Genomic DNA, 21,521 nt, shown 5'->3' on the forward strand with positions numbered 1-21,521 from the left:
GATTACATCCATTACTATAACCACGACCGAATCAAACTGAAGTTAAAAGGGCTGAGTCCTGTGCAATACAGAACCCAGCCCTTGAGCGCCTAGCTTTTATACTGTCCAACTAATTGGGGTCAGTTCACACTGCATCGCATGAGCGGCTTTTTTTTGCCATGCCGCCCAATCTGATAAATATTTCACCTTTCACCCGCCCCCATCCAACAAACTGACCATGCTGCATAAGCCGTCAGCTATAAAACAGAGCGCATTTTATACAAACGCTCATCCAACTCGCGGGAGTCTGCATATGCCCCTCAAGCCTTTTATTATGCTGGATGCGATGGCCGATCTCACCAGCTTGGATGACAGAGACGCGCTTTTAATCAGCCTTGGCATCAGCCTGCAAGAAATATTCGATTTAGAAAGGGTCGATTTTTATCATTGCCGCCCCAGTGCTGAGCACACGCAAGCCGTCTGGCAAATCAAAAAAACTCTGGGCCTTGCCAATGGAGAAATTCAGCAAGCATGGCAATGGCGGGCACAAAACACCCTGAACAGCGATTCTGCTGACTTTGATCCACTCCTTAAAAGCGCACTTTTCGGCTTAAGCACACCAGAGAGCATTCACTTTCGTCTGGTACGCACGCTTAAAATGAACGATCAGCCCCATGTTTTAATTGACTGCCAGGGCAAGCACCTCTTTAAGCAGCAGGATTTACGCGCCTTGCAAGGCATGAGCCGTATCTATGAAAACCATTTATCCCTGCTTAAATACAGCGAAACAGATACGCTCACAGGCTTACTTAATCGAAAAACATTGGAACGCCAGTTCCAAAAAATCATGGGCTTACAAGAAAACACGCCCGCCATCAGTATCGAAGACGCCCCTGCGGCAGAAGAAAGTAATCGCCGAAGCCAGCAAGAAGATGATTCCTATTTCTTAGCCGTGATGGACATTGACCACTTTAAGCGTATCAACGATCAGTTTGGTCATATCTATGGCGATGAAGTGCTGCTGCTGATTGCACAGCTGATGCAGGCAAGCTTTCGCAGTGGTGATTACCTGTTTCGTTTTGGCGGGGAGGAGTTTGTCATTCTGATGGGGCCGCAGGGTGAAAGCAGCGCCATTTTTGCAGTTGAACGCTTCAGGGAAAGAGTGGAGCAAACCACGTTCCCCCAGGTGGGCCAGGTGACCATCAGCATTGGTTTTACCCGGCTGCTGCATTCCGAAGTACTCAGCACAGTGCTGGGGCGCGCGGATGAAGCGCTGTACCAGTCAAAAAGTAATGGCCGCAATAAAGTCACCATTGCCCCGGTTGATGCACTCAATCTTCATCACCCCGTAAATGGAAGCATTGAGTTGTTTTAAGCCTCCGGCCTGATTTAATCAAAAAACGCAAAACGGAGGCCTCAGCCCCCGCTTTTTTGGCAACACTTAAGCAGCTTAATGTTTGCCTGTACTGCCAAAGCCACCTTCGCCACGGTCTGACCCGGCAAATTCATCGACCAGATTAAATTCTACCTGTACCACAGGCACAATCACCAGTTGAGCGATGCGCTCCATAGGCTGAATCGTGAACGGCACCTGGCTGCGATTCCATACCGAAACAAAAATTTGCCCCTGGTAATCCGAATCAATCAGGCCCACTAAATTGCCCAGCACAATGCCGTGCTTATGGCCAAGACCAGAGCGCGGCAAAATCATAGCGGCAAGGCCCGGATCATCTAAATGCAGCGCCATACCTGTTGGCACCAGCTGGGTCGCCCCTGGAGCCAGCTCCATTGGCACATCAAGGCAGGCGCGTAAATCAAGGCCAGCCGAGCCTTTGGTGGCGTATTGCGGCAAGTTTTCTTTCAACCTGCCATCTAAAATCTTTACATCAATCTGAGACATTTTCTTACCTTTTTTGATAAAGCCGCGCGATATGGGCAATTAAACGGCGTGCCACATCGAGCTTGGGGGCGCGAGTTAAACGGGTTTCGCCGTCATCATCAAGCAAAATAATTTCATTTTCATCCGCGCCCATTGCGTTCTGCACTAAATTTGCAGCCAGCAGCGGCAGTTTTTTGCGCTTACGCTTGGCTTCTGCATACTCCAGCAGGTTTTCAGATTCAGCAGCAAAGCCCACACAAAATGGCGGATTTTCCCTTGCCGTAATATTGGCCAGGATATCCGGATTCGGGCCAAGCTCCAGGGTAAGGATGTGTGCGTCTTTTTTGATTTTTTGCTCAGAAGGATTAAGCACATAGTAATCAGAAACGGCAGCTACACTGATAAAGATATCAGCTTCTTCTACTTCGGCATTCACCGCCTGCAGCATTTCCTCAGCGCTCACCACATCAATACGGCGGCATCCCATAGGCACAGGCAAGGCCGTTTCACCTGATACCAGCACCACATCCGCACCGGATTCCCAGGCCGCACGGGCAATAGCGTAGCCCATTTTCCCTGAGCTGCTGTTGGTAATGCCACGCACGGCGTCGATACGCTCAAAAGTTGGCCCGGCAGTAATCAACACGCGCTTGCCAGTCAATAATTTCAGCTGAAAAAATGCATCAATATGCTGCAGCAACGCTTCAGGCTCCAGCATCCGGCCAAGGCCCACTTCACCGCAGGCCTGCTCGCCCTCGCCAGGGCCCAGAATATGCACGCCATCTGAAATCAGCTGCGCCACATTGCGCTGATTAGGCGGGTTTTCCCACATCTGCCGGTTCATGGCAGGCGCCAATAACAGCGGGCAATCTCTGGCGGCCACCAAAGTAGACAGTAAATCATCGGCAAAGCCATTGGCCACTTTCGCCATAAAATCGGACGTTGCCGGTGCTACCACAATGGCATGTGCGCCACGGGTTAAATCAATATGCGCCATATTATTCGGCGCGCGACCATCCCACAGATCAACAAACACAGGGCGGCCCGATACCGCTTGAAAGGTCACCGGCCCGACAAATTTTGTTGCGGCCTCAGTCATCACCACTTGAACTTCGTAAGACGCTTTGATTAATAAGCGAACCAGTTCAACTGATTTATACGCGGCCACGCCACCGGTTACCCCAAGTACGATGCGTTTTTGGCTCATTGCTAAGCGCTCTCTCAATTAAGTCACAGACGATAGTTTAACTGAGGATAGACCATAAGTACTGTTGGATAGGAGTAAGCCGGTACAAGGCACATGGGGTAAAGAGGCTGAGTCTTCCTGACACATCACCAGAGCGGTCTTCAGCCAGCCCTGATAGTGTACTAAACCTCAAACCACAGAGTAAAACGTGGACACCTGGTCCACAGAGAAAACCATCACATGATTTATCTTTTTTCTTAAGCAGGCTGCTGCTGGGTGGTGCAATGAATGCCACCGCCGCCAGCGGCAATCGCATCAATATTAAGCTGCACTATTTCGCGTTTGGGGAATAAATCGCGCAGGTTATCGCGTGTATTTTTATCCGCCTTAGCATCGCCAAACTCAGGGGCGATCACGGCGTGGTTGCACACATAAAAATTAATATATCCTGCTGCAAAGTCTTTGTTTTCAAATTTCTTACGCACAGAAGACGGCCCTTGCAGCACCACTACATTTAGCTTGCGCCCTTTGGCGTCGGTGGCTTTACGCAGTATTTCTAGGTGGCGTTTGGTCACAGCATGATCATAAGAAGAAGGGTCGCTATCAAAACCCGCTACCACCACACCGGGGCTGGTAAAACGGGCGTAGAAATCGGTATGTCCATCGGTAATATCGCGCCCCGCAATGCCTGGCAACCAGATGATTTTACTGACGCCCAACAAGCGTTTTAGCTCAGTCTCGCACTGGGCCTTGCTCACGCGAGGATTGCGATTGGCGTTCAGCACACAACTTTCCGTAATAATGGCCGTGCCTTCGCCATCCACCTCAATACCACCGCCTTCTAAAATCAAGCGCGTTTCCAGCATTTTGGTATGGCTATATTGGCCAACAAAATCAGCCACTTCCGCATCTCGCTGATGCGCTTGTTTATTGCCCCAGCCATTAAAATTAAAATCAACGGCTGCGGCCTGCCCTTGTTTGTTCCGTACAAAAACCGGCCCTGAGTCACGGATCCATAGATCATCAATTGGCTGTACGATCAATTTAACTCGGCTACTGCATTTACTCACAGCCACATCGTAGTCTTCTTCACGCACTAGCATATTCACGGTTTCATAGACAGAAATCGCAGCAGCGATTGTGGCCAAATTATCCTGTGCGCCAGATTGCAAACGTTTACCCCAAACGTCTTCACTCGGACCAAATGCCATCCAAGTGGCCGCATGTGGCTCTCCTTCATCGGGCATATGCCAGCCGTTATCTGATGCGGCAAAGGCAAAAGAACTCAATGGGCCAGCTACCGCTCCAGCCATCAACAGCCCAGAACCCAATAAACTTTGCTTTAAAAAATTGCGTCGTGTTGTCATTTTTATTCCAATTCAAAAGGGTTTAAGCTGGCTCTTGTTGGGTGGAGCAATGAATGCCGCCACCCCCTGCCGCAATCGGATCAATATTAATTTGCACAATCACTCGGTTCGGAAAGAGCGCCTTCATTTGCAACCTGACCGTTTCATCCGCCTTAGCATCGCCAAATTCAGGAATTAACACCGCTCCGTTCACCACATAAAAATTGATATAGCCTGCGGCAAAATCTTTCCCTGCATATTGAGGCCGCATTTGAGCAGGGCCATTGAGCACATGCACTTGCAAGGGCTGATTATCTGCATCGGTGGCGGCGCGCAAGATCGCCAAATGTTGCTGCGTCACCGCATAGTCAAAAGAACTTGGGTCTGTTTCCAGCCCGCAAACCACCACACCCGGTTTGGTAAAGCGCGCATAAAAATCGGTGTGTCCATCAGTAATGTCTTTGCCCACAATACCCGGCAACCAAATTACCTTACGAATACCTAACAGCGTTTTAAGTTCGGCCTCGCAAGCGGCCTTGCTCAAGCCGGGGTTACGATTAGCATTCAATACACAGCTCTCAGTAATAATCGCCGTGCCTTTGCCGTCAACCTCAATCCCGCCGCCTTCCAGCACCAGCTTAGTACTTAGCATTCTGACGCCCGCCTGCCCTGTCACCACTGCAGCAACTTGGCTATCTCTACTAAATACCTGCTTCTTGCCCCAGCCATTAAAGTTAAAATTAACGCCTGCCCTTTCCCCCTGCTGATTACTCACAAAAACAGGGCCGGTATCCCGCAGCCATAAATCGTCCAAATCCTGCACAATCAGCCGCACTTTAGAGTCCATCTTCTGCTTGGCTAAGGCAAGATCCTGCTGACGTACCAGCATATTCACCGGCTCGTACTGCACAATAGCATTGGCGATACGGGCCAGCGCATCTTGCACAGGGCCTTGCAATGTGCGGCCCCAAATGGCTTCATCGGCAACAAATGCCATCCATGTGGCCTTATGCTGCGCACCCTCGTCTGGCATCAGCCAACTGGCAGCCATTGGGGGGAGCGTTGGCGCAATAGCAACATCGCTATTTTCTCCTCCGCCACCACCACAAGCACTTAGTAATGGCCCAAGTAAAATGAGGCCACCACCCTGAAAACAGCGATTCAAGAATAAACGACGGGTATTCATCTTTTACACTCCTTACTTTTTGCCAATATTTAAATACAAGGCTTAAAACAGCATGGACACAAGCACCAAGGGAGGGATAGCCGTGATCCGCTGGACAAGAATGGATTGTGCATCCATGTCATACTTGATGAATACTGATGTTTATTGCCATAACTAATTAGGTTTTCTCATATGTCTACCCAGCGTATTCCTTCGCTCAAACTGCTGATCGGCTTTGAAGCCGCCGCCCGCCTCGGGCATTTTTCGCGAGCAGCAGACGAGCTTTGCCTGTCGCAATCGGCAATCAGCCATCAGATCAGTGATTTAGAAACACAACTGGGCCAGCCGCTGTTTCATCGGGTAGGCCGTGGTGTGGAGCTGACCGTAGCGGGTAAAGTGCTGCAGCGCAGCGTGCGCCAATCGATCGATATGCTGCAAAACGGCTTAAGCAGCATCGCCACTTATCTTGATCCTGGCCTCGTCAGCCTTGTCTGCCCTGCGCCTCTTTTGCACGGCTGGCTGCAACCCAAACTGGATCTATTGCACGCGGCCCTACCCGATCTTTGCCTTGTGCTCTCTACCGATGAAACCGCGCGTTTTATTGATGAAGTGGATGTGGATATCGCACTGGGTAATCGACCGATTCAAGAAGCGGGCTTATTAGAGCGCCCTTTTTTGCAAGATGAATGGATCACCGTCGGCTCAGCGGCACTCGCCCAGCAGCTGGCTCAGCAGCCACGGGAACAGCACCATTTGCACACAGGCTTGCTGTGTTTAGAAGCCATGCTCACCGATGCTCGCACCGCAAAACTCTTCCGCGAACCACTCGGCCCCTTTCGTAAGCAAGCCATTTACGACGACCCTCGCCTGCTGCTCGACGCCGTACTGCGTGGCAGGGGCATCGCCTGCCTGCCACGCTTACTTGCCAATGACGATTTAGACCAAGGCCGCCTCGTGATACTGCCTGATTACCCACGTCTTGGCGGCCCAAGCTGGTGGATATCCAGAGTAGCAGGGCAGCCACGGGCAGACATTGTGCAGCAGGTGTTTGATTGGCTTTTAGTGCAAGCGTCCATTAGTGCAGAGGACTAAGCCATTTCAAGCAAGGAAAGCTGTCATATTTATGCAAAGCCCATGTCATCTTGACAATCTATGATCCCCAGCTTTTTATGTAAGGATCAAAAATGTTTTCAAAAGACAGGCGAAGTTTTCTAAGCTTTGCAGCGACAACGGCAGGCACTACCGTCGCAGGTGGCTGGCTGCCCGGCTTAATCCAGCAGGCACTGGCAATCCCTGCCAATAACGCCACAGGTACCATTGCCGATGTAGAGCATGTAGTCATTTTTATGCAGGAAAACCGCTCTTTTGACCATTATTTTGGCTCACTCTCTGGCGTACGCGGCTTTGATGATCCACGCGCCATTACCCTGCCAGGCGGAAAACCAGTCTGGTATCAGACTGATGCCAACGGCGGCCATGTTTTACCCTTTCATTTTGATGCTAAAAACACCAGCGCACTGTCTGTAGGAACCAATCACTCATGGAAAGGCTCGCAAGCCACATGGCAGGGCTGGGATGCCTGGGTGAAGCAAAAAACACCGCAAACCATGGGCTACTTTGATCGGGGAGACCTGCCTTTTTACTATGCGCTGGCCGATGCTTTTACCATTTGCGATGCATACCATTGCTCCATTTTTGGAGCAACCGATCCTAACCGTATGTACTCGCTAACAGGCACCAGCCAAGGCTGGCTGAGCAGCATGGGGAGCTTATATAACATCAACGCTGCTGGTTATTACCATGCAGACCCGAAGTACGACAACCTCACTCCGGGCGTCACTCAAAGCGCACCAAACTGGCGTACCTATGCAGAAACCTTAGAAGCCAACAATGTCAGCTGGAAGGTTTATCAGGAATGGGATAATTACGGCGACAATTATCTGGCTTACTTTAAAAATTTCCGTGTGAACGCCGATGGCAGTGCCCTTGGCAGCCAATCGCCCCTTTACCAGAAAGGCCGTGCATTAGCCGCAGGATCGGCTGAAAACAATGCCCCCGGCACGAAGGGCGACTGGCTGGTTAACGCTTTTGCCGATGATGTACGCAATAACCGTCTGCCGCAGGTCTCCTGGATTTGCGCCCCCAATGATTACACCGAGCACTCCCCTAACTCGCCCAATGCAGGTGAAAACCTCACCGCGCGCCTGTTAGCCGCTTTAGTGGCTAACCCGGATGTCTGGTCCAAAACCGTATTTATGCTGATGTACGACGAAAACGATGGCTTCTTTGACCACGTTCCTTCAGATCTGGCCCCGCTGAATGACAATATGGGCAAGACCACGCTCAATGATATTGGCCAGTATGAAAACTATCATGGCGAGCCGGTCGGCCTTGGCCCGCGTGTACCCATGCTGATTATCTCGCCATGGAGTAAAGGGGGCCGGGTGTGCTCACAACTCTTTGACCATACTTCCAAGATTCGCTTCCTTGAAGAATGGCTGGTAAGGGGCCTTGGTAAAAAACGCAGCGATGTACAGTGTGATCTGATTTCACCATGGCGCCGCGCCGTCTGCGGGGATTTAACCTCAGCCTTTGATTTCAAAAGACCCAATAGTGCATGGCCTGCAAGCGTGCCTAAAACGACTGCCTATCGTTTAGTCACAGGCAAGCCCTACCCGCAGCCGCCTGTCAATCAGACACTCCCCATACAAGAGCCTTGCCCAACAGCCACCGGAACCCGTTATGCCTGTGCCCTGCCTTATGAATTATCGGTGGAGGCTTATGTTAATCACAGCAGGCAAGTCGAGCTGACCTTTGGCAACACGGGCCATGCGGGGGCGGCTTATATTGTTTACTCAGGCATTCGCAGCGATGGCCCATGGTATTACACCGTTGAAGCAGGCAAGCGGATCGAAAAAGAAATCTGGAACTGGCAGGCTGATCTTTACGCCTTAAGTGTGCGTGGCGCGAATGGGTTTTTACGTGACTTTAAAGGCAGCCTGAGTGCGCTCTCTGGTAACGCGCAGCCTGAAATTCAAACCACCTATGATGCGCTGAACGGTAATCTGTGGCTGACACTATCCAACGCCAACGGAATAAAAGCCTGCCAGCTCACCATCAGCGACAACGCCTACGGCATCGCCAGCGTAAGCTACAGCCTTGCTCCCGGCCAGACACGTAAAGTGGAATGCAAACTGAAAGCCAGTTTTGGCTGGTATGACTTCAGTATCCGCAGCGATAGTGATGCTCAATACCTGCGCCGTGTGGCGGGCCATGTGGAAACGGGCAGCGCCAGCCGCACTGACCCCATCATTGGCACCAATCGGAATAAAACAGAGATCACTCCACTCACCACCGCGGCCCTCAATATCAGCCGGGGCTCAGCGATTGAATTCAACTACACCGCCCCCAATGGCCAGCTTGATCCACAAAACTGGATTGGCATTTACGCTAAGGGCACGTCGCCAGGCAATGGCAATGCACTGCAATGGCAATACGCTTCTTTAGTTCGCGGCGCAGTCACTTTCAGCAGCCAGGATCTGCCTGCAGGCGATTACACCGTTTGGTATTTATACAAAAACAGCCATGCTGTGCTGGGCGGGCCGGTCAGCTTCAGCGTTCATGCCCTTTCAAGCACAAACGCCAGCGTTAAACAAGGCACAGCGATCAGCTTTGATTACGCTGTGGCTCCCTCAAAACTCAGCAGTAAAAACTGGATCGGCATTTGGAAAAGCGGCATCACACCTGGCACGGTGGGATCAATCCTCTGGCAGTACACCGACAAAGCCAATGACAGTGCCCGCTTTGACACCAGCAAGCTGGCGCCTGGGCAGTATGCGGCGTGGTGCTTATACAACGATGGCTACACCCCGCTCAGTGGCCCCTGTCTGTTTACCGTCATTTAACCACCCGCCGCCCTTTATCAGCAAAGGGCGGCTTTTATCGCTGCCACACAGAGAACATCTATGCGTAATCAACTGAAACACATCACCTTAGGCTTACTGCTCAGCGTATTAAGTTTCGCCGCTTCGGCAGGTATCAGTACATTTAACAGCCGGGATTTGTTTAATGCCCAGGGAAGCATTCATTTCAACAGCAACTTCGATGATTATGCCGAGGGCTTTAATTACCCCGGCACCCCCTTCAGTCTTGGTGACATCACTTACTTCTCTGAAGAGAACCTCACCATAGGCCGTGGCACGCAATACTCTATCGGCAACAGCCAGACTGTTTTATCAAATGAATACTTTTCACCCATCAAAGGAGAAATAGCGTCGCTTACACACTACACCCTGTTTGGATTTGATGCGGCGCTCACACGCGGCCTTGCAAACATCGTTCTGGAAACCAACCTGAGCCGCTATACCTTCGCAGATCTGAGCCTGCCCGATGGCAATAATGGTCTGGGATTTAATGGCTTTAAAATCAATCAGGCAGGAGAGTACTTCACCGGATTCAGCTTTGCTGCTTTGGAATACCATGCTTTAGCCGGCATCAGCAATGTGGCCCTTGGCACCGTATCCCCCGTACCTGAACCAGAGAATATGGCCCTGATGTTGATCGGAATCACTGCCTTTATGGCCCGCAGAGCGTCAAAAAAAGCAAGCACATAACAGCCAGGGGCTCAGCCAGCAACGCCGGGCCCCGCTGATTATTACGTGACAGGCATAAATTCATCACCGCCTTGGTTTTTGCAAAACCGGCCACTGCCAGCGCAGCCAGACCCGCCACTGGCGCAGGCAATCAGCCGGTGCGCTGTCAGGCCAGAGCACCAGATTAATTCGCCGCCCATCCACCATAAGATGCAAAACAATCAGTACGCCCAGCACCCGGCTGGAAGGCAAAAGAGAGGCATCCATCTCTTTGCCATCCATCATAGTCAGCCTGAGCTGCCCGTCAGGCAAAGCCATCACGCTGCAAGGCGCAAGTGGCTTACGATAAAGGCTGCAATACAAAGAAAAGGCCACCACAAGTGTGATGGCCCATAACCATGGAGAAAAAACACAGGCGAGTGCTGCAGCTGCGTGGCTTATGTATATGCAGCGCCGCTCCCAAAGGGAGGCAGTCAGCACAAGCGGCGCGGGGTTCATTCGCTGATTTGAATACTGCCTGAAACATTGGCGGTTAAGCGGCTGTCACCCGACTCAATCGGCGCATCTGCCCTGCCGGACATTTCCATCATAGGGCTGCTTTTCATCATCATGACAGGCTGCGGGCGATGACCGCCTGAAGTATTCACATTCACATTTATCATCTTCCATGCCTTAGCAGAAAAACCCTTCTGAATCAGATCTGCACGTTGCTTAAACGCCTGCAGGCCTTCCGCAATCAAGCCTTCTTCAGCTTTTGCTCGTGCCTCATCCGAAACCCCATAGCTGACATTAGCCAGCTGCATCGGCAAGCCCCCGGCAAGCGGCTGCTGCAGCTGTGCCAATAATTTAGACAGCACAGCAAAATCGCGGGATGAAATACGCAATTCACCACGGCTGCGCCAGCCTTCTTGTTTATTGGTTTTGCCATAAAGCGGGTAAGTGGCATACGCCGTACCGCCGCTTTGTACCACACTTTGCTGCTTAACCAGTTTTAAGCCCGCACCCAGCGTTTGATTTACTTTCTCACTTAAACGAGCCGGATCAGTATCTGTAAATTCAACAAATAAAATGGCACTGGCCAAATCATTGGGTACTTCGCGCGTTACGCTGGCATCCAGATTGACAACATTAAAAACCGGCGCTTCGTTTGCCGCCATTGCGGATGTCATTGCAGCCAGCATTGCTGCAGAAAGAAAATATTTCATTTCAAACCCTCTTCATAACTTACAAGATCAACCCAAACTCTGAACTTTAATCAAAATAAACAAGAAAGGTATAAGTAAAAAATAACATCAAGACGATTATAGCTTGTCCTAAAAAACCAAGCCGCCCACAATACTTACTACATTATTTCTTAATCCGGTCATTCTGGCCTTAAGCACCATCCTTATACTCACACAGGCTTATTTGTAAACTTACTCGTTATAATTACTTTGCTTGCACCGGAACGAGGAAAACAAGGGCTTATTTAAATGCTGCTGCAAAATAAAAGGGCGATAATTCGCCCCTTTATTACACTCAATAAGTAAATATACCTAGCAAAAGCTTTATACTAGTGCCTAGTGGTAGCCATGATCTGTAGGGGTGTTGTGAATATCTTCTGCTACAGCATCCATAACACCCAGATGCACTTCAACATCAAACCATTCCCAGAATGTTTTGAGATTACGCTTCTCTGGCCAGTGCTGCTCTTCAGCAACCCAGGAAGCAAGCTCCATTTCAAATAGTTTTTCAGCAATTTCATCAATGAATGCGATGCCGTCTTCAGTTTCATTCGCTTCAGGGATCAAAATAGAGGTACAGTCACAACGCACTTCTTCTAAAGTCAGCTGGATGTCATTTCCAGGCAACTGATTGAGCCAATCGAGAAAAGGTTGCCGTGGCTTAATGATAGCAACCGAGCGATCGACGATAAACATGCAGAACTCCTTGGTTAAAAGTATATCTTTACCGCAGTGCGGTATTCAGGCACAAGGTTAGCACGACGAGTGCTACGCTGTATTTTCAACGGCAAATAAATCTGCCCATTTTGATAAGCATCATGAATCAAACAACTGATACTCGTTCTCGTAAAAAAGTAAGCTGGCGCGCGGCCATGGTCACGGCTCCCAGTGTTCCGCCTGTCTATGGTATTGCTGTAGAAGTGGCCGAACACAACCTCATTATCCTTGCAGATAAAGAAGTCAAAGTGGGGACTTCCTGCCATGTTTATCTGGATATTCCAGGCACACAAGTCAATAAAAAGAACTACGTCGACTTCACTGGCAATATCAGCTGCACCTCACTGATGGGGCAAGTCAGTATGTTCCGCCATATTGTGCAAATTAAAGAGATCAACACCATACAGCGTGAAAACTTACTTAAAGCACTTAAATCCACCTAAAAAGCCCCGCCAGTAAACAGCCCGCCGTCAGCGGGCTGTTTTACTTTTAGCGCATGACTTACTTTGGTTTGCGCTTATTTGGCGCAGCATCCACACCCTCTGCCGTCACCTCCTTAACAACAGCTGGCTTTGCCCTGGGAGCACGCGGTTTTCTTACAGCGGGTTTGACAACCTCAGGCGCAGAAGGCGGCGTTTTCTGAACCGCCTTAGCCACAGCGGGCTGAGTGACTGCGGGTGCTTTAACAACCTTAGGTACCGCTGCCTTTTTTACAGGCACAGCCTTTGCGGCTGCAGACTGATTGGCTACTGATGTTTTAGCAAGCTCAGGCGCTACTGCTTTTTTTACAGGCACTGCCTTTGCAGCTGCAGGCTGATTCGCTACGGATGTTTTAGCAACCTTAGGTGCAACTGCCTTTTTTACAGGCACTGCTTTCGCAGCAGCAGGAGCTGAAGAAGCCTGCAAATTACCCGGCCCGGAAATCTGACGTACCACTGCTTTTTTCCGCGCATTTTTTGCTGCAGGTTTCGCTACGGCCGTGCTTGAGGACGCTGCTTTCGGGGTAGCCGCTTTAGACCTAGTCACTGCAGTTTTTTTGGCAGACAAATCAGCGGCGGGCTTTGCAGCACTCTTGCTGGTTTTTTTAACAACAGCAGTGCGCTTTGCTTCTGTGACCGTTGTTTCGGCAGGTGAAGGCGGAGCAACCGGCTTACCACCGCGCCTTGGCGCCGGGCTGCGCGGTGGCGCATTACGACGACCTGCAGGCACTTCGGCCACAGGCTTATCACCCCACATGGGTTTTTCTTCAACCAGCATAAAATCAATCTTGCTGGTTTCCAGAGAAACACGCGCAACTTTGATTTTTACACGGCCAGTAATACGATAAACCTGCCCCGTGCGCTCGCCCTTCAGCTCTTTGCGGACTTCATCAAAGTGGAAGTAATCTGTGCCCAGCTCGGAAATATGCACCAAGCCTTCTACAAACACATTATCCAGCAGAACAAAGATCCCAAAGCCAGTGACAGCGGAAATCACACCTTCAAATTCTTCACCCACCTTATCCTGCATGTAATAGCACTTCAGCCAATTTTGCACATCGCGGCTGGCGTCATCCGCACGGCGCTCTGTCATTGAGCACTGCGTACCCAAAGCTTCCCACTTCATGGCTGGTGTGTATTTTTTACCTGCCAGAATAGCCTTAATCGCGCGGTGCACCAGTAAATCCGGGTAACGGCGGATCGGCGAAGTAAAGTGGGTATAGGCCTCGTACGATAAGCCAAAGTGCCCTTTATTATCAGGGCTGTATACGGCCTGAGAGAGCGATCTGAGCAGCATGGTTTGCAGCAGCGGCGCATCTTCGCGCAGCTTGATTTTCTCCAGCAGCACTGCGTAATCACCGGCCGTAGGGTCCTCTTCGCCATCCAGCGTTAAACCCACGCTCTTGATATAAGTGCGCAGATTTTCAAGCTTTTCCGGGGTTGGCCCTTCATGTACGCGGTAAACGCAGTCGTGCTCTTTTTTCAGCAAAATATCTGCCGCACACACATTCGCCGCCAGCATGCATTCTTCGATCAGCTTATGTGCGTCATTTCTGACAACAGGCACAATTTCACTGATTTTGCCCTTATCATCAAAACGCATTTCTGTTTCAACGGTTTCAAAATCAATGGCACCGCGTAAGGCACGTGCGGCAGAAAAAGCTTTAAACAGCGCATAAAGTGTATCGATCTGCGGCAATACATGCTGATATTGCTGAGCCATTTCACCTGCAGGGTGCTGAATCATATCCCACACTTTGGTGTAAGTCAGGCGCGCTTTTGAGTGCATCACAGCAGGATAAAAGCGATATTTTTTAATCTCGCCCTTAGCCGTAATCTGCATATCACACACCATGCAAAGGCGCTCTACATCCGGCATTAACGAGCAAATACCATTAGAGAGTGCCTCGGGCAGCATCGGAATAACCCGGCGCGGGAAATACACCGAATTACCGCGCTCGATTGCGCCCACATCCAGCGCATCTCCCGGCAAGACATAGTGGCTGACATCGGCAATGGCCACGATTAAGCGCCAGCCCTTACCTTTTTTCTCGGCATAAACGGCATCATCAAAGTCTTTGGCCGTTTCACCATCAATGGTGACCAGCGGCAAATCACGTAAATCTTCACGCTCTACCGTATCAAGTACTTTCTTCCAGTCTTTTTTCCGCACTTTGGTGGGTGTATCTTCGCCTTGCAAAATAGCCTCGGCAGAAAATTCATGCGGCAGATTATGCTTACGCAGGGCAATTTCGATTTCCATGCCCGGGTCAGCATAATTACCCAGCACCTGAACCACCCGGCCTACCGGCTGTGAATAGCGCGAAGGCTGGGTGACGAGTTCCACCATGACCACCTGGCCTGATTCCGCGCCCATCGTGCCATTAAGCTCTAATAAAATCTCATGACTAATGCGTTTGTCTTCGGCGGTGACCGTAAACACGCCGTGTTCACCATGTAAGCGCCCCACTAATTTTTCAGTGGATCTCACCAGCACTTCAACAATACTGCCTTCGCGCCGCCCCCGGCGATCCAGACCCATTGGGCGGACTAAAACCCGATCACCATGTAACACCTTGGCCATTTCCTTAGGACCAAGGTAAAGATCGCTACTGCCATCATCAGGCACTAAGAAACCAAAGCCATCGGCATGGCCTTGTACCCGCCCTTGTAAAAGATCGAGTTTATCCGGCAGGCACAGTGCGCCTTTTCGGTTAATCATCACCTGTCCTTCGCGCTCCATCGCAGCCATTCTGCGATGAAACTGTGTTTCTTCTTCTGGAAGGATGGCTAACATGCTCATTAATTCATCAACAAAAATCGGTGCGCCGTGCTCAGTGAGCACTTGCAACACAAATTCTCGTGAAGGAAGCGGAAATTCATAGCGTTCGCGTTCGCGCTCCAGAAATGGATCAGACGCGCGTATGCCTTTGATTTTTTTGGAACGGCCGCTCATAGACGGGGCCTCCTGTTTTGGGATAGTGGAAATTCTTAAAGATTTCTTAGGTTTATTTCTTGACATGGAGTCCGCTTTTAACAATAATCGCCTCCTCTTAAGTGAGGCGCAGCAACATTCTAACGCTTTATAGAGCGCCCAGGTGGCGGAATTGGTAGACGCGCATGGTTCAGGTCCATGTGCCTTCGGGTGTGGAGGTTCGAGTCCTCTCCTGGGCACCACGTTCTAATTGCATTAAATGTGTCTTAGCAAAAACGGTTAATCCGCAATAACTAAGCAGCAGTCACTTTTGAAAAAGCAGTGAGTATTGCCCAGATGGCGGAATTGGTAGACGCGCATGGTTCAGGTCCATGTGCCTTCGGGTGTGGAGGTTCGAGTCCTCTTCTGGGCACCAGTAATATGTAGTAAATGGGTCTGCTTTATAAATGATCCAGCAGTAAGTTATAAACTTTGCTTCAGGCATTGCCCAGATGGCGGAATTGGTAGACGCGCATGGTTCAGGTCCATGTGCCTTCGGGTGTGGAGGTTCGAGTCCTCTTCTGGGCACCAGTAATATATAGTAAATGGGTCTGCTTTATAAATGATCCAGCAGTAAATTGTAAACTTTGCTTCAGGCATTGCCCAGATGGCGGAATTGGTAGACGCGCATGGTTCAGGTCCATGTGCCTTCGGGTGTGGAGGTTCGAGTCCTCTTCTGGGCACCAGCAAGACCAGACCATTACTTAGCTTTAATAGCTCAGAAATTCTGGAAAAACGTACAGGTATCTTACTGGCAAACTCAAAACCAGCCGGTAGCAAAATAACCCAGCAAAGCTGGGTTTTTTTACGTCTGCCACCCCCTCTCTGCCCTATCCCTCATGCCCGGCAACCAGTTGGCGCTCAAAACCCCTTCTTTACATCCATTACGCCCACGCTTTCCCCATAATCAGGTAATGGTTAATATACACGTCAATTTCCTCTTGCCAAACTACGATGACCGACTTAATTAGCAACTCCCGGGCGCTTATCGCCGATGATGCGCCAACTGTTCGTCAGTCCTTACGCATGACACTTGCGCAAGTGGGCATCACCCGCGTAGACACTTCCAGCAGCGTAGGGGAAACCCGCCGCCGGCTGCGCAATGCTGAATACGACGTTATTTTGTGTGATTACGATTTTGGCGAAGGCATGAATGGCCAGGAGCTGCTCGAAGAAATCCGCAAAAATGGCGAGCTGCCGCTCAGCACAGTATGGTTTATGATCACCGCAGAAGCCTCTTATGAAAAAGTGGTGGCCGTTGCCGAAGTGGGCCCTGACGACTACCTGATCAAGCCTTTTTCCGGCTCTCAGCTGATAGAAAGGCTCAATATTGCATGGAAAAAAAAGAAAGCCCTGCAGCTTATTTATGACTGCATTGCGGAAGACAATATGCAGGGCGCCATTGAAGCCGCCCGCAGCCTTCTGGCCAAACCTGAAGTCCCTTATAAATCAGATCTTCTGCGTCTGCTGTCTACCCTTTTGCTGGAAACAAACCAGCTGGAAGAAGCACGCATTTTATTTGAAGAAATTCTGGCCAGCCGTCTTGTTCCATGGGCAAAGCTGGGGCTGGCCAAGGTTTACAATAAACAGGGCAACAAAACCAAAGCCGATCAGCTGCTGCAGGCATCTATTGTGCAGCACAGCCAATACGTTGACGCCTACGAAGAGCTGGCCAATATGTATATGAACGAAGGCCGCCTCGACGAAGCCATGGTGGTCTTTGATAAATGCCTTTCGATTACACCCAACAATATTAATCGCCTGCAAAAAGCAGGCAATTTAGCCAATATGCTGGGAGACAGCGCCAAGGCCAAAACACTGTTAAGCAGGGCGGTAAACTGCGGAGGTAACTCCACCGCCCTTTCTGCCAACACTATTTTGCAGCTGGCGATTGCAGCAAAAATTGAAGACTCACTTGCTGATGCCGAAAAATACCTGCGCATGGTCCAGGAAAGAGTGCGTAAAGACGACTCCCACCAGAACAGAATTTCCGCACAGCTCGCCTCGGCTATTTTTAGCGGCAAAACAGAAGACCTCAGCAAAATAGAAACCGCCATGGTGGATGACGAATTCAGCATGGAGCTGGCCATCAGCTTTATCATGACCGCCCATTTGATTTGCCCTCCAAGCAACGAAACTGAAACCGCCAACAGCAGTGCCCCGCCCTACCGCTGGCTGTCTATCCTCTCCAAACGCTTTGTAACAACCAAAAATATGTCCGGCATACTGGAAAGCACGGCCAACCAAAGACCTGCGTGGAAGCAATTTATTCAGACCACAGGCCAGGAAATTACCGATGTAAACAATACCGGCGTGCAACTCATGCTGAAATCGCGCTTTGATGAAGCGGTTGCCCTGCTCGTTCCGGAGGCACAAAACACCCGAAACTCGCGCCTCACCCTGTCTGCAGCCCACGCCTGTGTTAAGTACCTGAAAGCTGATGCCCCCGCCGAAATGCGGCCATCGCTGCTTAAAACCGCCAGCGAGCTCATCAGCAGGCTGCGCGGGCATGTCGATGAAAGCGTTTACCTCAGCCTGCGCAATGATCTGGATGAATTACTCAGCCCGCCCGGCAAGCCCGCCAAAGAAACCGCCGAATAGGGCGTAAAAACCCTCAATATCAGTGTATTTCAAACCATTGATGGACTCGTTTACCTATATCTATATAATTAAGACATGTTTAATTACTATAGACATTAATAAACATGAGCGAAAAAAGCGCACCCGACTGGCACTTTCAGCGCCCGGAGCTGGCTGACTACTACCTTAAAAGCTTTGCATTAAAGCTCAGCAACAGCCGGGCCTTGTTTGCACGGCGGCGCATGGGAAAAACCGAATTTTTACTGCAAGACCTTGCCCCGCTCGCCAGCAGGCAAGGCTATCGGGTGATTTATATTAATTTATGGGAGTGCCGGGACAACACCAGCGAGGGCGTTGCAACGGCCGTAATTCACAGCCTGCAAAGCAGTGATGGCTTACTTGATCGCCTGAAAAAAATCAGCAGCAAAAAAATTGGCTCCATCAAGCTTAACGCCAAAAGCCCGCTGGCCGAAGGCAGCCTGGAAACCCGCTTTGAGAGCGAAGCAGCCACGTCCAGCCTGATCAGTAAGATGTGGCAAAAAATAGACCAAACCGATGACACCATTTTGCTGCTTATCGACGAGGCGCAAATTTTAGCCAGCGCCAGCAATAACGATTTAGCCGCAGCGCTGCGCGCCGGGCTGGATATTCGCAAGCAAAGAATTCATGTGATATTTACAGGCAGCAGCGAGCACACTTTGCGCGATATGTTTGCCAAATCCAATCAGCCTTTTTACAACTGGGCCCCCGTAGAACCCTTCCCGCTGCTGGATAATTTATTTGTCCAATATATGATCAATGTAAGTAATCATATTCTGGACAGCAGCTACCACCTGAGTATTGAAGACGGCACTTCTGCATTTGATCAGCTCAAACAAACCCCCGAATTATTCCGGCGTTTTTTAGAAGAATATTTAATCCGTCCCTTTTATGGCTGCGAAGCGGCTATAGAAAGAGCGCTGGCTAAAACATATACCGATCAGGGTTTTGACAGTCTTTGGAATGAATTACTTCCTGTAGATCAAATCATTCTGCAATATATTGCAGCAAGACAAAGCGGATTAAGCAGCAAAAGTACACGGCAAAAATTAGGCGAACACTTAGGACTTGGCGAGCTTGCTAACCACACAGTCAATAATGCGCTGGCCCGCTTATTTGAAAAGCAGCATTTATCCAGAGAAGACCGTGGCATATACCGTTTTGAAGATGATCATTTTGAAGAATGGATACAAACCGAACACCCTTTTACATAAAATCAGCGGACTGAACGGCATATTTTTTTATCCATAATATCGGGGATTGCCATGCACACGGGCAATCCCCTCTTATATAAAATACTTACAACAAAATAAAACGATTATTTTAATTGCAAAAAGACTCAAAAAAAACCCCCTTCAATCTAAAATAATCTATTGCAAGAATAACGATGATGCGCAACAAAAAAACACATACACATCTAATTAAGCAATAAAACAAAACACAACCAAAAAAAACGGCCACTTCAAATCAAAAACCACACCCCCATGCCTGACCACAGCAAATACAGAAAAATCAATTCTTACTAAAAAACTTTCTAAAAATTTAAAAAGACAATCTGCCCCTCCTGCGTCAAAAACACATAATTTATTAAAAATACAACACAAAGCCATGCATTTTTTATTTCATGCAAAAAACAAATAGAAATAAATACTAATATATTTAAAAATACCTAACATAATATTTACAGAACAACTGGGGACAGCCATGTCATTACGCTTACGTTTAATCCTCATGAGTACTTTGGGAATCATTGCCATAATGATTACCTGCCTGATTGGGCTCAATGGTATTTACCAGGCAAACCAAACGATGAATAGTATTTACCAGGACCGCGTTGTGCCATTACGCGATCTTAAAAGCGTAGCAGATCTCTACGCGGTGAATATTGTGGATACAAGCCATAAAGTGCGAAATGGCAGCCTGACCGCAGAACAGGGCATTACCCTGATCAATACGGCAGAAGCAGGAATCAGCCGTGACTGGGGCAATTATATGGCCAGCAAAATGGATGGCAAAGAAAGCAACCTGGCTAAGGAAAACGAGCAGCTGATGAAGCTGGCCAATCAGGTCAGCGGCAAACTTAAACAGGCGATGCAAAACAAAGACACGGGCGCATTAGATCAATTGGTTGTTCGTGAAATGTATCCGGCAATAGAGCCGGTATCCGACAAAATATCAGAGCTCATTACCTTACAGCTTGATGTGGCCAAACAAGATCACGAGGCCTCTGAGCAGGCCTATCTGTCCACCCGCACGTATAACATCATGCTGCTTGCCGCAATCACCCTCATCCTGGTTGTGATATCAGCATGGCTGATTCGTGATATCAGCCATGCCGTGCGCAGCACCACACTCTTTGCCAGCATCATTGCCTCAGGCGATTTAAGCAAAGACAAGCCCAGCTCAGGCAAAGACGAGCTGGGCGCATTACTCGACAGCCTTGGAAATATGCAGAGCAGCCTGCGCAGCGCCGTGCAGGAAATCGCCAAAAGCTCCAAAGCCATTGGCAGTGCATCGAATGAGCTAAGCCAGGGCAGCACGCAAACATCTGCAGCCATTGATTTACAGAATCAGGCCTCCGCCTCTCTGGCCTCCTCTGTAGAAGAAATGACCGTCAGCGTATCCATCATCACCGACAATTCAGAGGACGTGAGCACCTCAACCAATATTGCACTGGCGGCCACCCACACCAGCAGCGAAGTGATTCGGGCCACGCAAACCGCACTATCACAAATGAGCGACACCATAGGCTCGGCAACGCAACGCATTCTGCAGCTGCAAGACCGCTCCAACGCAGTAGGCCAGATTGCGCGGGTGATTCGCGATATTGCAGATCAAACTAATTTGCTGGCGCTGAATGCGGCCATCGAAGCCGCACGCGCCGGGGACATGGGCCGGGGCTTTGCGGTTGTTGCAGACGAAGTCAGAAAACTGGCCGAACGCACGACCCAATCCACCCTGGAAATCAACGAAACGATTAACGCCATTCAGACCGGCACCACCGAAGCCGCCACCATCATGAATCAGGCACTTGGCGAAGTGCAGATTGGGGTGCAGCACGCAGGTGAGGCAGCACAATCCGTGCAAAACAGCCATGATGCGGCCCAATCCGTCCACACCGCCATTCATGCCATCGTGGATTCACTGCGCGAACAGCGCCAGGTCTGCAATCTGATCAGCCAGAATATCGAGCGTATTGCGCAGGCCAGTGAAGAAAACAATCTTGCTGTACAAGCCAACACAGATACCGCACAGGAGCTGGATAAACAAGCGCTGATGCTAAATACGGTGGTTGCCCGCTTCAATCTGTAAGCTTTCACTTTGATGCGTTGCAAGGGAATTAAATGGATACTTTTGCAAAC

The 21,521-nt window shown here is 49.8% G+C and carries 16 protein-coding genes, 4 tRNA genes and 1 pseudogene; 13 read left to right on the forward strand and 8 right to left on the reverse strand.

Annotated features, from left to right (window positions below):
- Positions 1–93, forward strand: a 93-nt coding sequence (locus CSQ88_RS04380) for an IS3 family transposase (protein ID WP_143449410.1), incomplete at its 5' end; no start/stop codon positions are given.
- Between the two features lie 199 nt (positions 94–292).
- Positions 293–1,354 (forward strand): GGDEF domain-containing protein, encoded by a 1,062-nt coding sequence (locus CSQ88_RS04385; protein ID WP_180273523.1) that lies wholly within the window; start codon positions 293–295, stop codon positions 1,352–1,354.
- Between the two features lie 75 nt (positions 1,355–1,429).
- On the opposite strand, the gene dut is transcribed toward CSQ88_RS04385, so the two are convergent.
- From dut to CSQ88_RS04405, 4 genes are all read right to left on the reverse strand, one after another.
- On the reverse strand, positions 1,430–1,879 hold the full coding sequence (gene dut / locus CSQ88_RS04390; RefSeq protein WP_099396890.1) for a dUTP diphosphatase: 450 nt from the start codon (positions 1,877–1,879) through the stop codon (positions 1,430–1,432).
- Positions 1,880–1,883: 4 nt separating this feature from the next.
- Entirely contained in the window at positions 1,884–3,065 is a 1,182-nt protein-coding gene (gene coaBC / locus CSQ88_RS04395; protein WP_099396891.1) for a bifunctional phosphopantothenoylcysteine decarboxylase/phosphopantothenate--cysteine ligase CoaBC, read from the reverse strand.
- 236 nt (positions 3,066–3,301) lie between these two features.
- Positions 3,302–4,411 (reverse strand): agmatine/peptidylarginine deiminase, encoded by a 1,110-nt coding sequence (locus CSQ88_RS04400; protein WP_099396892.1) that lies wholly within the window; start codon positions 4,409–4,411, stop codon positions 3,302–3,304.
- 22 nt (positions 4,412–4,433) lie between these two features.
- Positions 4,434–5,576: an agmatine/peptidylarginine deiminase gene (locus CSQ88_RS04405; protein WP_099396893.1), complete on the reverse strand. Its 1,143-nt coding sequence runs from the start codon at positions 5,574–5,576 to the stop codon at positions 4,434–4,436.
- A 171-nt stretch (positions 5,577–5,747) separates the two neighbouring features.
- Here CSQ88_RS04405 and CSQ88_RS04410 point away from each other — a divergent pair, with 171 nt between their 5' ends.
- The 3 genes from CSQ88_RS04410 to CSQ88_RS04420 all read left to right on the forward strand — a co-directional run bounded on the left by CSQ88_RS04410 (position 5,748) and on the right by CSQ88_RS04420 (position 10,168).
- Positions 5,748–6,647: a LysR family transcriptional regulator gene (locus CSQ88_RS04410; RefSeq protein ID WP_099396894.1), complete on the forward strand. Its 900-nt coding sequence runs from the start codon at positions 5,748–5,750 to the stop codon at positions 6,645–6,647.
- 92 nt (positions 6,648–6,739) lie between these two features.
- Positions 6,740–9,460 (forward strand): phosphocholine-specific phospholipase C, encoded by a 2,721-nt coding sequence (locus tag CSQ88_RS04415; protein WP_099396895.1) that lies wholly within the window; start codon positions 6,740–6,742, stop codon positions 9,458–9,460.
- Positions 9,461–9,520: 60 nt separating this feature from the next.
- Positions 9,521–10,168 carry a PEP-CTERM sorting domain-containing protein gene (locus CSQ88_RS04420; protein ID WP_099396896.1) on the forward strand — a complete coding sequence of 216 codons (648 nt, stop codon included), beginning with the start codon at positions 9,521–9,523 and terminating at the stop codon, positions 10,166–10,168.
- Between the two features lie 63 nt (positions 10,169–10,231).
- Here the strand turns inward: CSQ88_RS04420 and CSQ88_RS04425 are convergent, their stop codons facing one another.
- The 3 genes from CSQ88_RS04425 to CSQ88_RS04435 all read right to left on the reverse strand — a co-directional run bounded on the left by CSQ88_RS04425 (position 10,232) and on the right by CSQ88_RS04435 (position 12,066).
- A complete protein-coding gene (locus tag CSQ88_RS04425) occupies positions 10,232–10,645 on the reverse strand; it encodes a protein YgfX (protein ID WP_099396897.1) in 414 nt (137 codons plus the stop codon).
- Positions 10,642–11,352 (reverse strand): SIMPL domain-containing protein, encoded by a 711-nt coding sequence (locus tag CSQ88_RS04430; RefSeq protein ID WP_099396898.1) that lies wholly within the window; start codon positions 11,350–11,352, stop codon positions 10,642–10,644. The genes CSQ88_RS04425 and CSQ88_RS04430 overlap by 4 nt, the downstream gene beginning before the upstream one ends.
- A 354-nt stretch (positions 11,353–11,706) precedes the next feature.
- A complete protein-coding gene (locus CSQ88_RS04435) occupies positions 11,707–12,066 on the reverse strand; it encodes a hypothetical protein (RefSeq protein ID WP_099396899.1) in 360 nt (119 codons plus the stop codon).
- Between the two features lie 122 nt (positions 12,067–12,188).
- On the opposite strand from CSQ88_RS04435, the gene CSQ88_RS04440 reads away from it, so the two are divergent.
- Positions 12,189–12,530 carry a hypothetical protein gene (locus CSQ88_RS04440; RefSeq protein WP_099396900.1) on the forward strand — a complete coding sequence of 114 codons (342 nt, stop codon included), beginning with the start codon at positions 12,189–12,191 and terminating at the stop codon, positions 12,528–12,530.
- 493 nt (positions 12,531–13,023) lie between these two features.
- On the opposite strand, the pseudogene rnr reads toward CSQ88_RS04440, so the two are convergent.
- Positions 13,024–15,522: pseudogene (gene rnr / locus CSQ88_RS04445) on the reverse strand (ribonuclease R); the annotation flags it as partial.
- A gap of 136 nt (positions 15,523–15,658) precedes the next feature.
- Between rnr and CSQ88_RS04450 the strand changes: the two are divergent.
- From CSQ88_RS04450 to CSQ88_RS04485, 7 genes are all read left to right on the forward strand, one after another.
- Positions 15,659–15,743 (forward strand) — tRNA-Leu (locus CSQ88_RS04450).
- Between the two features lie 88 nt (positions 15,744–15,831).
- A tRNA-Leu gene (locus tag CSQ88_RS04455) sits at positions 15,832–15,916 on the forward strand.
- A gap of 70 nt (positions 15,917–15,986) precedes the next feature.
- A tRNA-Leu gene (locus CSQ88_RS04460) sits at positions 15,987–16,071 on the forward strand.
- A 70-nt stretch (positions 16,072–16,141) separates the two neighbouring features.
- Positions 16,142–16,226 (forward strand) — tRNA-Leu (locus tag CSQ88_RS04465).
- Between the two features lie 268 nt (positions 16,227–16,494).
- Positions 16,495–18,141: a response regulator gene (locus CSQ88_RS04470; RefSeq protein ID WP_099396902.1), complete on the forward strand. Its 1,647-nt coding sequence runs from the start codon at positions 16,495–16,497 to the stop codon at positions 18,139–18,141.
- Positions 18,142–18,245: 104 nt separating this feature from the next.
- Positions 18,246–19,373, forward strand: coding sequence for a hypothetical protein (locus CSQ88_RS04475; RefSeq protein ID WP_099396903.1), 1,128 nt, complete (start codon positions 18,246–18,248; stop codon positions 19,371–19,373).
- Positions 19,374–19,863: 490 nt separating this feature from the next.
- Positions 19,864–21,471, forward strand: coding sequence for a methyl-accepting chemotaxis protein (locus tag CSQ88_RS04485; RefSeq protein ID WP_099396905.1), 1,608 nt, complete (start codon positions 19,864–19,866; stop codon positions 21,469–21,471).
- Positions 21,472–21,521 lie beyond the last annotated feature (50 nt).

It is taken from the genome of Iodobacter sp. BJB302 (genome assembly GCF_002735645.1).
Taxonomy (GTDB): Bacteria; Pseudomonadota; Gammaproteobacteria; order Burkholderiales; family Chitinibacteraceae; genus Iodobacter.

Coding starts and splice junctions, on each gene's coding strand:
- CSQ88_RS04385 (WP_180273523.1), top strand. CDS start 293: ATGCCCCTCAAGCCTTTTATTATGCTGGATGCGATGGCCGATCTCACC.
- dut (WP_099396890.1), bottom strand. CDS start 1,879: ATGTCTCAGATTGATGTAAAGATTTTAGATGGCAGGTTGAAAGAAAAC.
- coaBC (WP_099396891.1), bottom strand. CDS start 3,065: ATGAGCCAAAAACGCATCGTACTTGGGGTAACCGGTGGCGTGGCCGCG.
- CSQ88_RS04400 (WP_099396892.1), bottom strand. CDS start 4,411: ATGACAACACGACGCAATTTTTTAAAGCAAAGTTTATTGGGTTCTGGG.
- CSQ88_RS04405 (WP_099396893.1), bottom strand. CDS start 5,576: ATGAATACCCGTCGTTTATTCTTGAATCGCTGTTTTCAGGGTGGTGGC.
- CSQ88_RS04410 (WP_099396894.1), top strand. CDS start 5,748: ATGTCTACCCAGCGTATTCCTTCGCTCAAACTGCTGATCGGCTTTGAA.
- CSQ88_RS04415 (WP_099396895.1), top strand. CDS start 6,740: ATGTTTTCAAAAGACAGGCGAAGTTTTCTAAGCTTTGCAGCGACAACG.
- CSQ88_RS04420 (WP_099396896.1), top strand. CDS start 9,521: ATGCGTAATCAACTGAAACACATCACCTTAGGCTTACTGCTCAGCGTA.
- CSQ88_RS04425 (WP_099396897.1), bottom strand. CDS start 10,645: ATGAACCCCGCGCCGCTTGTGCTGACTGCCTCCCTTTGGGAGCGGCGC.
- CSQ88_RS04430 (WP_099396898.1), bottom strand. CDS start 11,352: ATGAAATATTTTCTTTCTGCAGCAATGCTGGCTGCAATGACATCCGCA.
- CSQ88_RS04435 (WP_099396899.1), bottom strand. CDS start 12,066: ATGTTTATCGTCGATCGCTCGGTTGCTATCATTAAGCCACGGCAACCT.
- CSQ88_RS04440 (WP_099396900.1), top strand. CDS start 12,189: ATGAATCAAACAACTGATACTCGTTCTCGTAAAAAAGTAAGCTGGCGC.
- CSQ88_RS04470 (WP_099396902.1), top strand. CDS start 16,495: ATGACCGACTTAATTAGCAACTCCCGGGCGCTTATCGCCGATGATGCG.
- CSQ88_RS04475 (WP_099396903.1), top strand. CDS start 18,246: ATGAGCGAAAAAAGCGCACCCGACTGGCACTTTCAGCGCCCGGAGCTG.
- CSQ88_RS04485 (WP_099396905.1), top strand. CDS start 19,864: ATGTCATTACGCTTACGTTTAATCCTCATGAGTACTTTGGGAATCATT.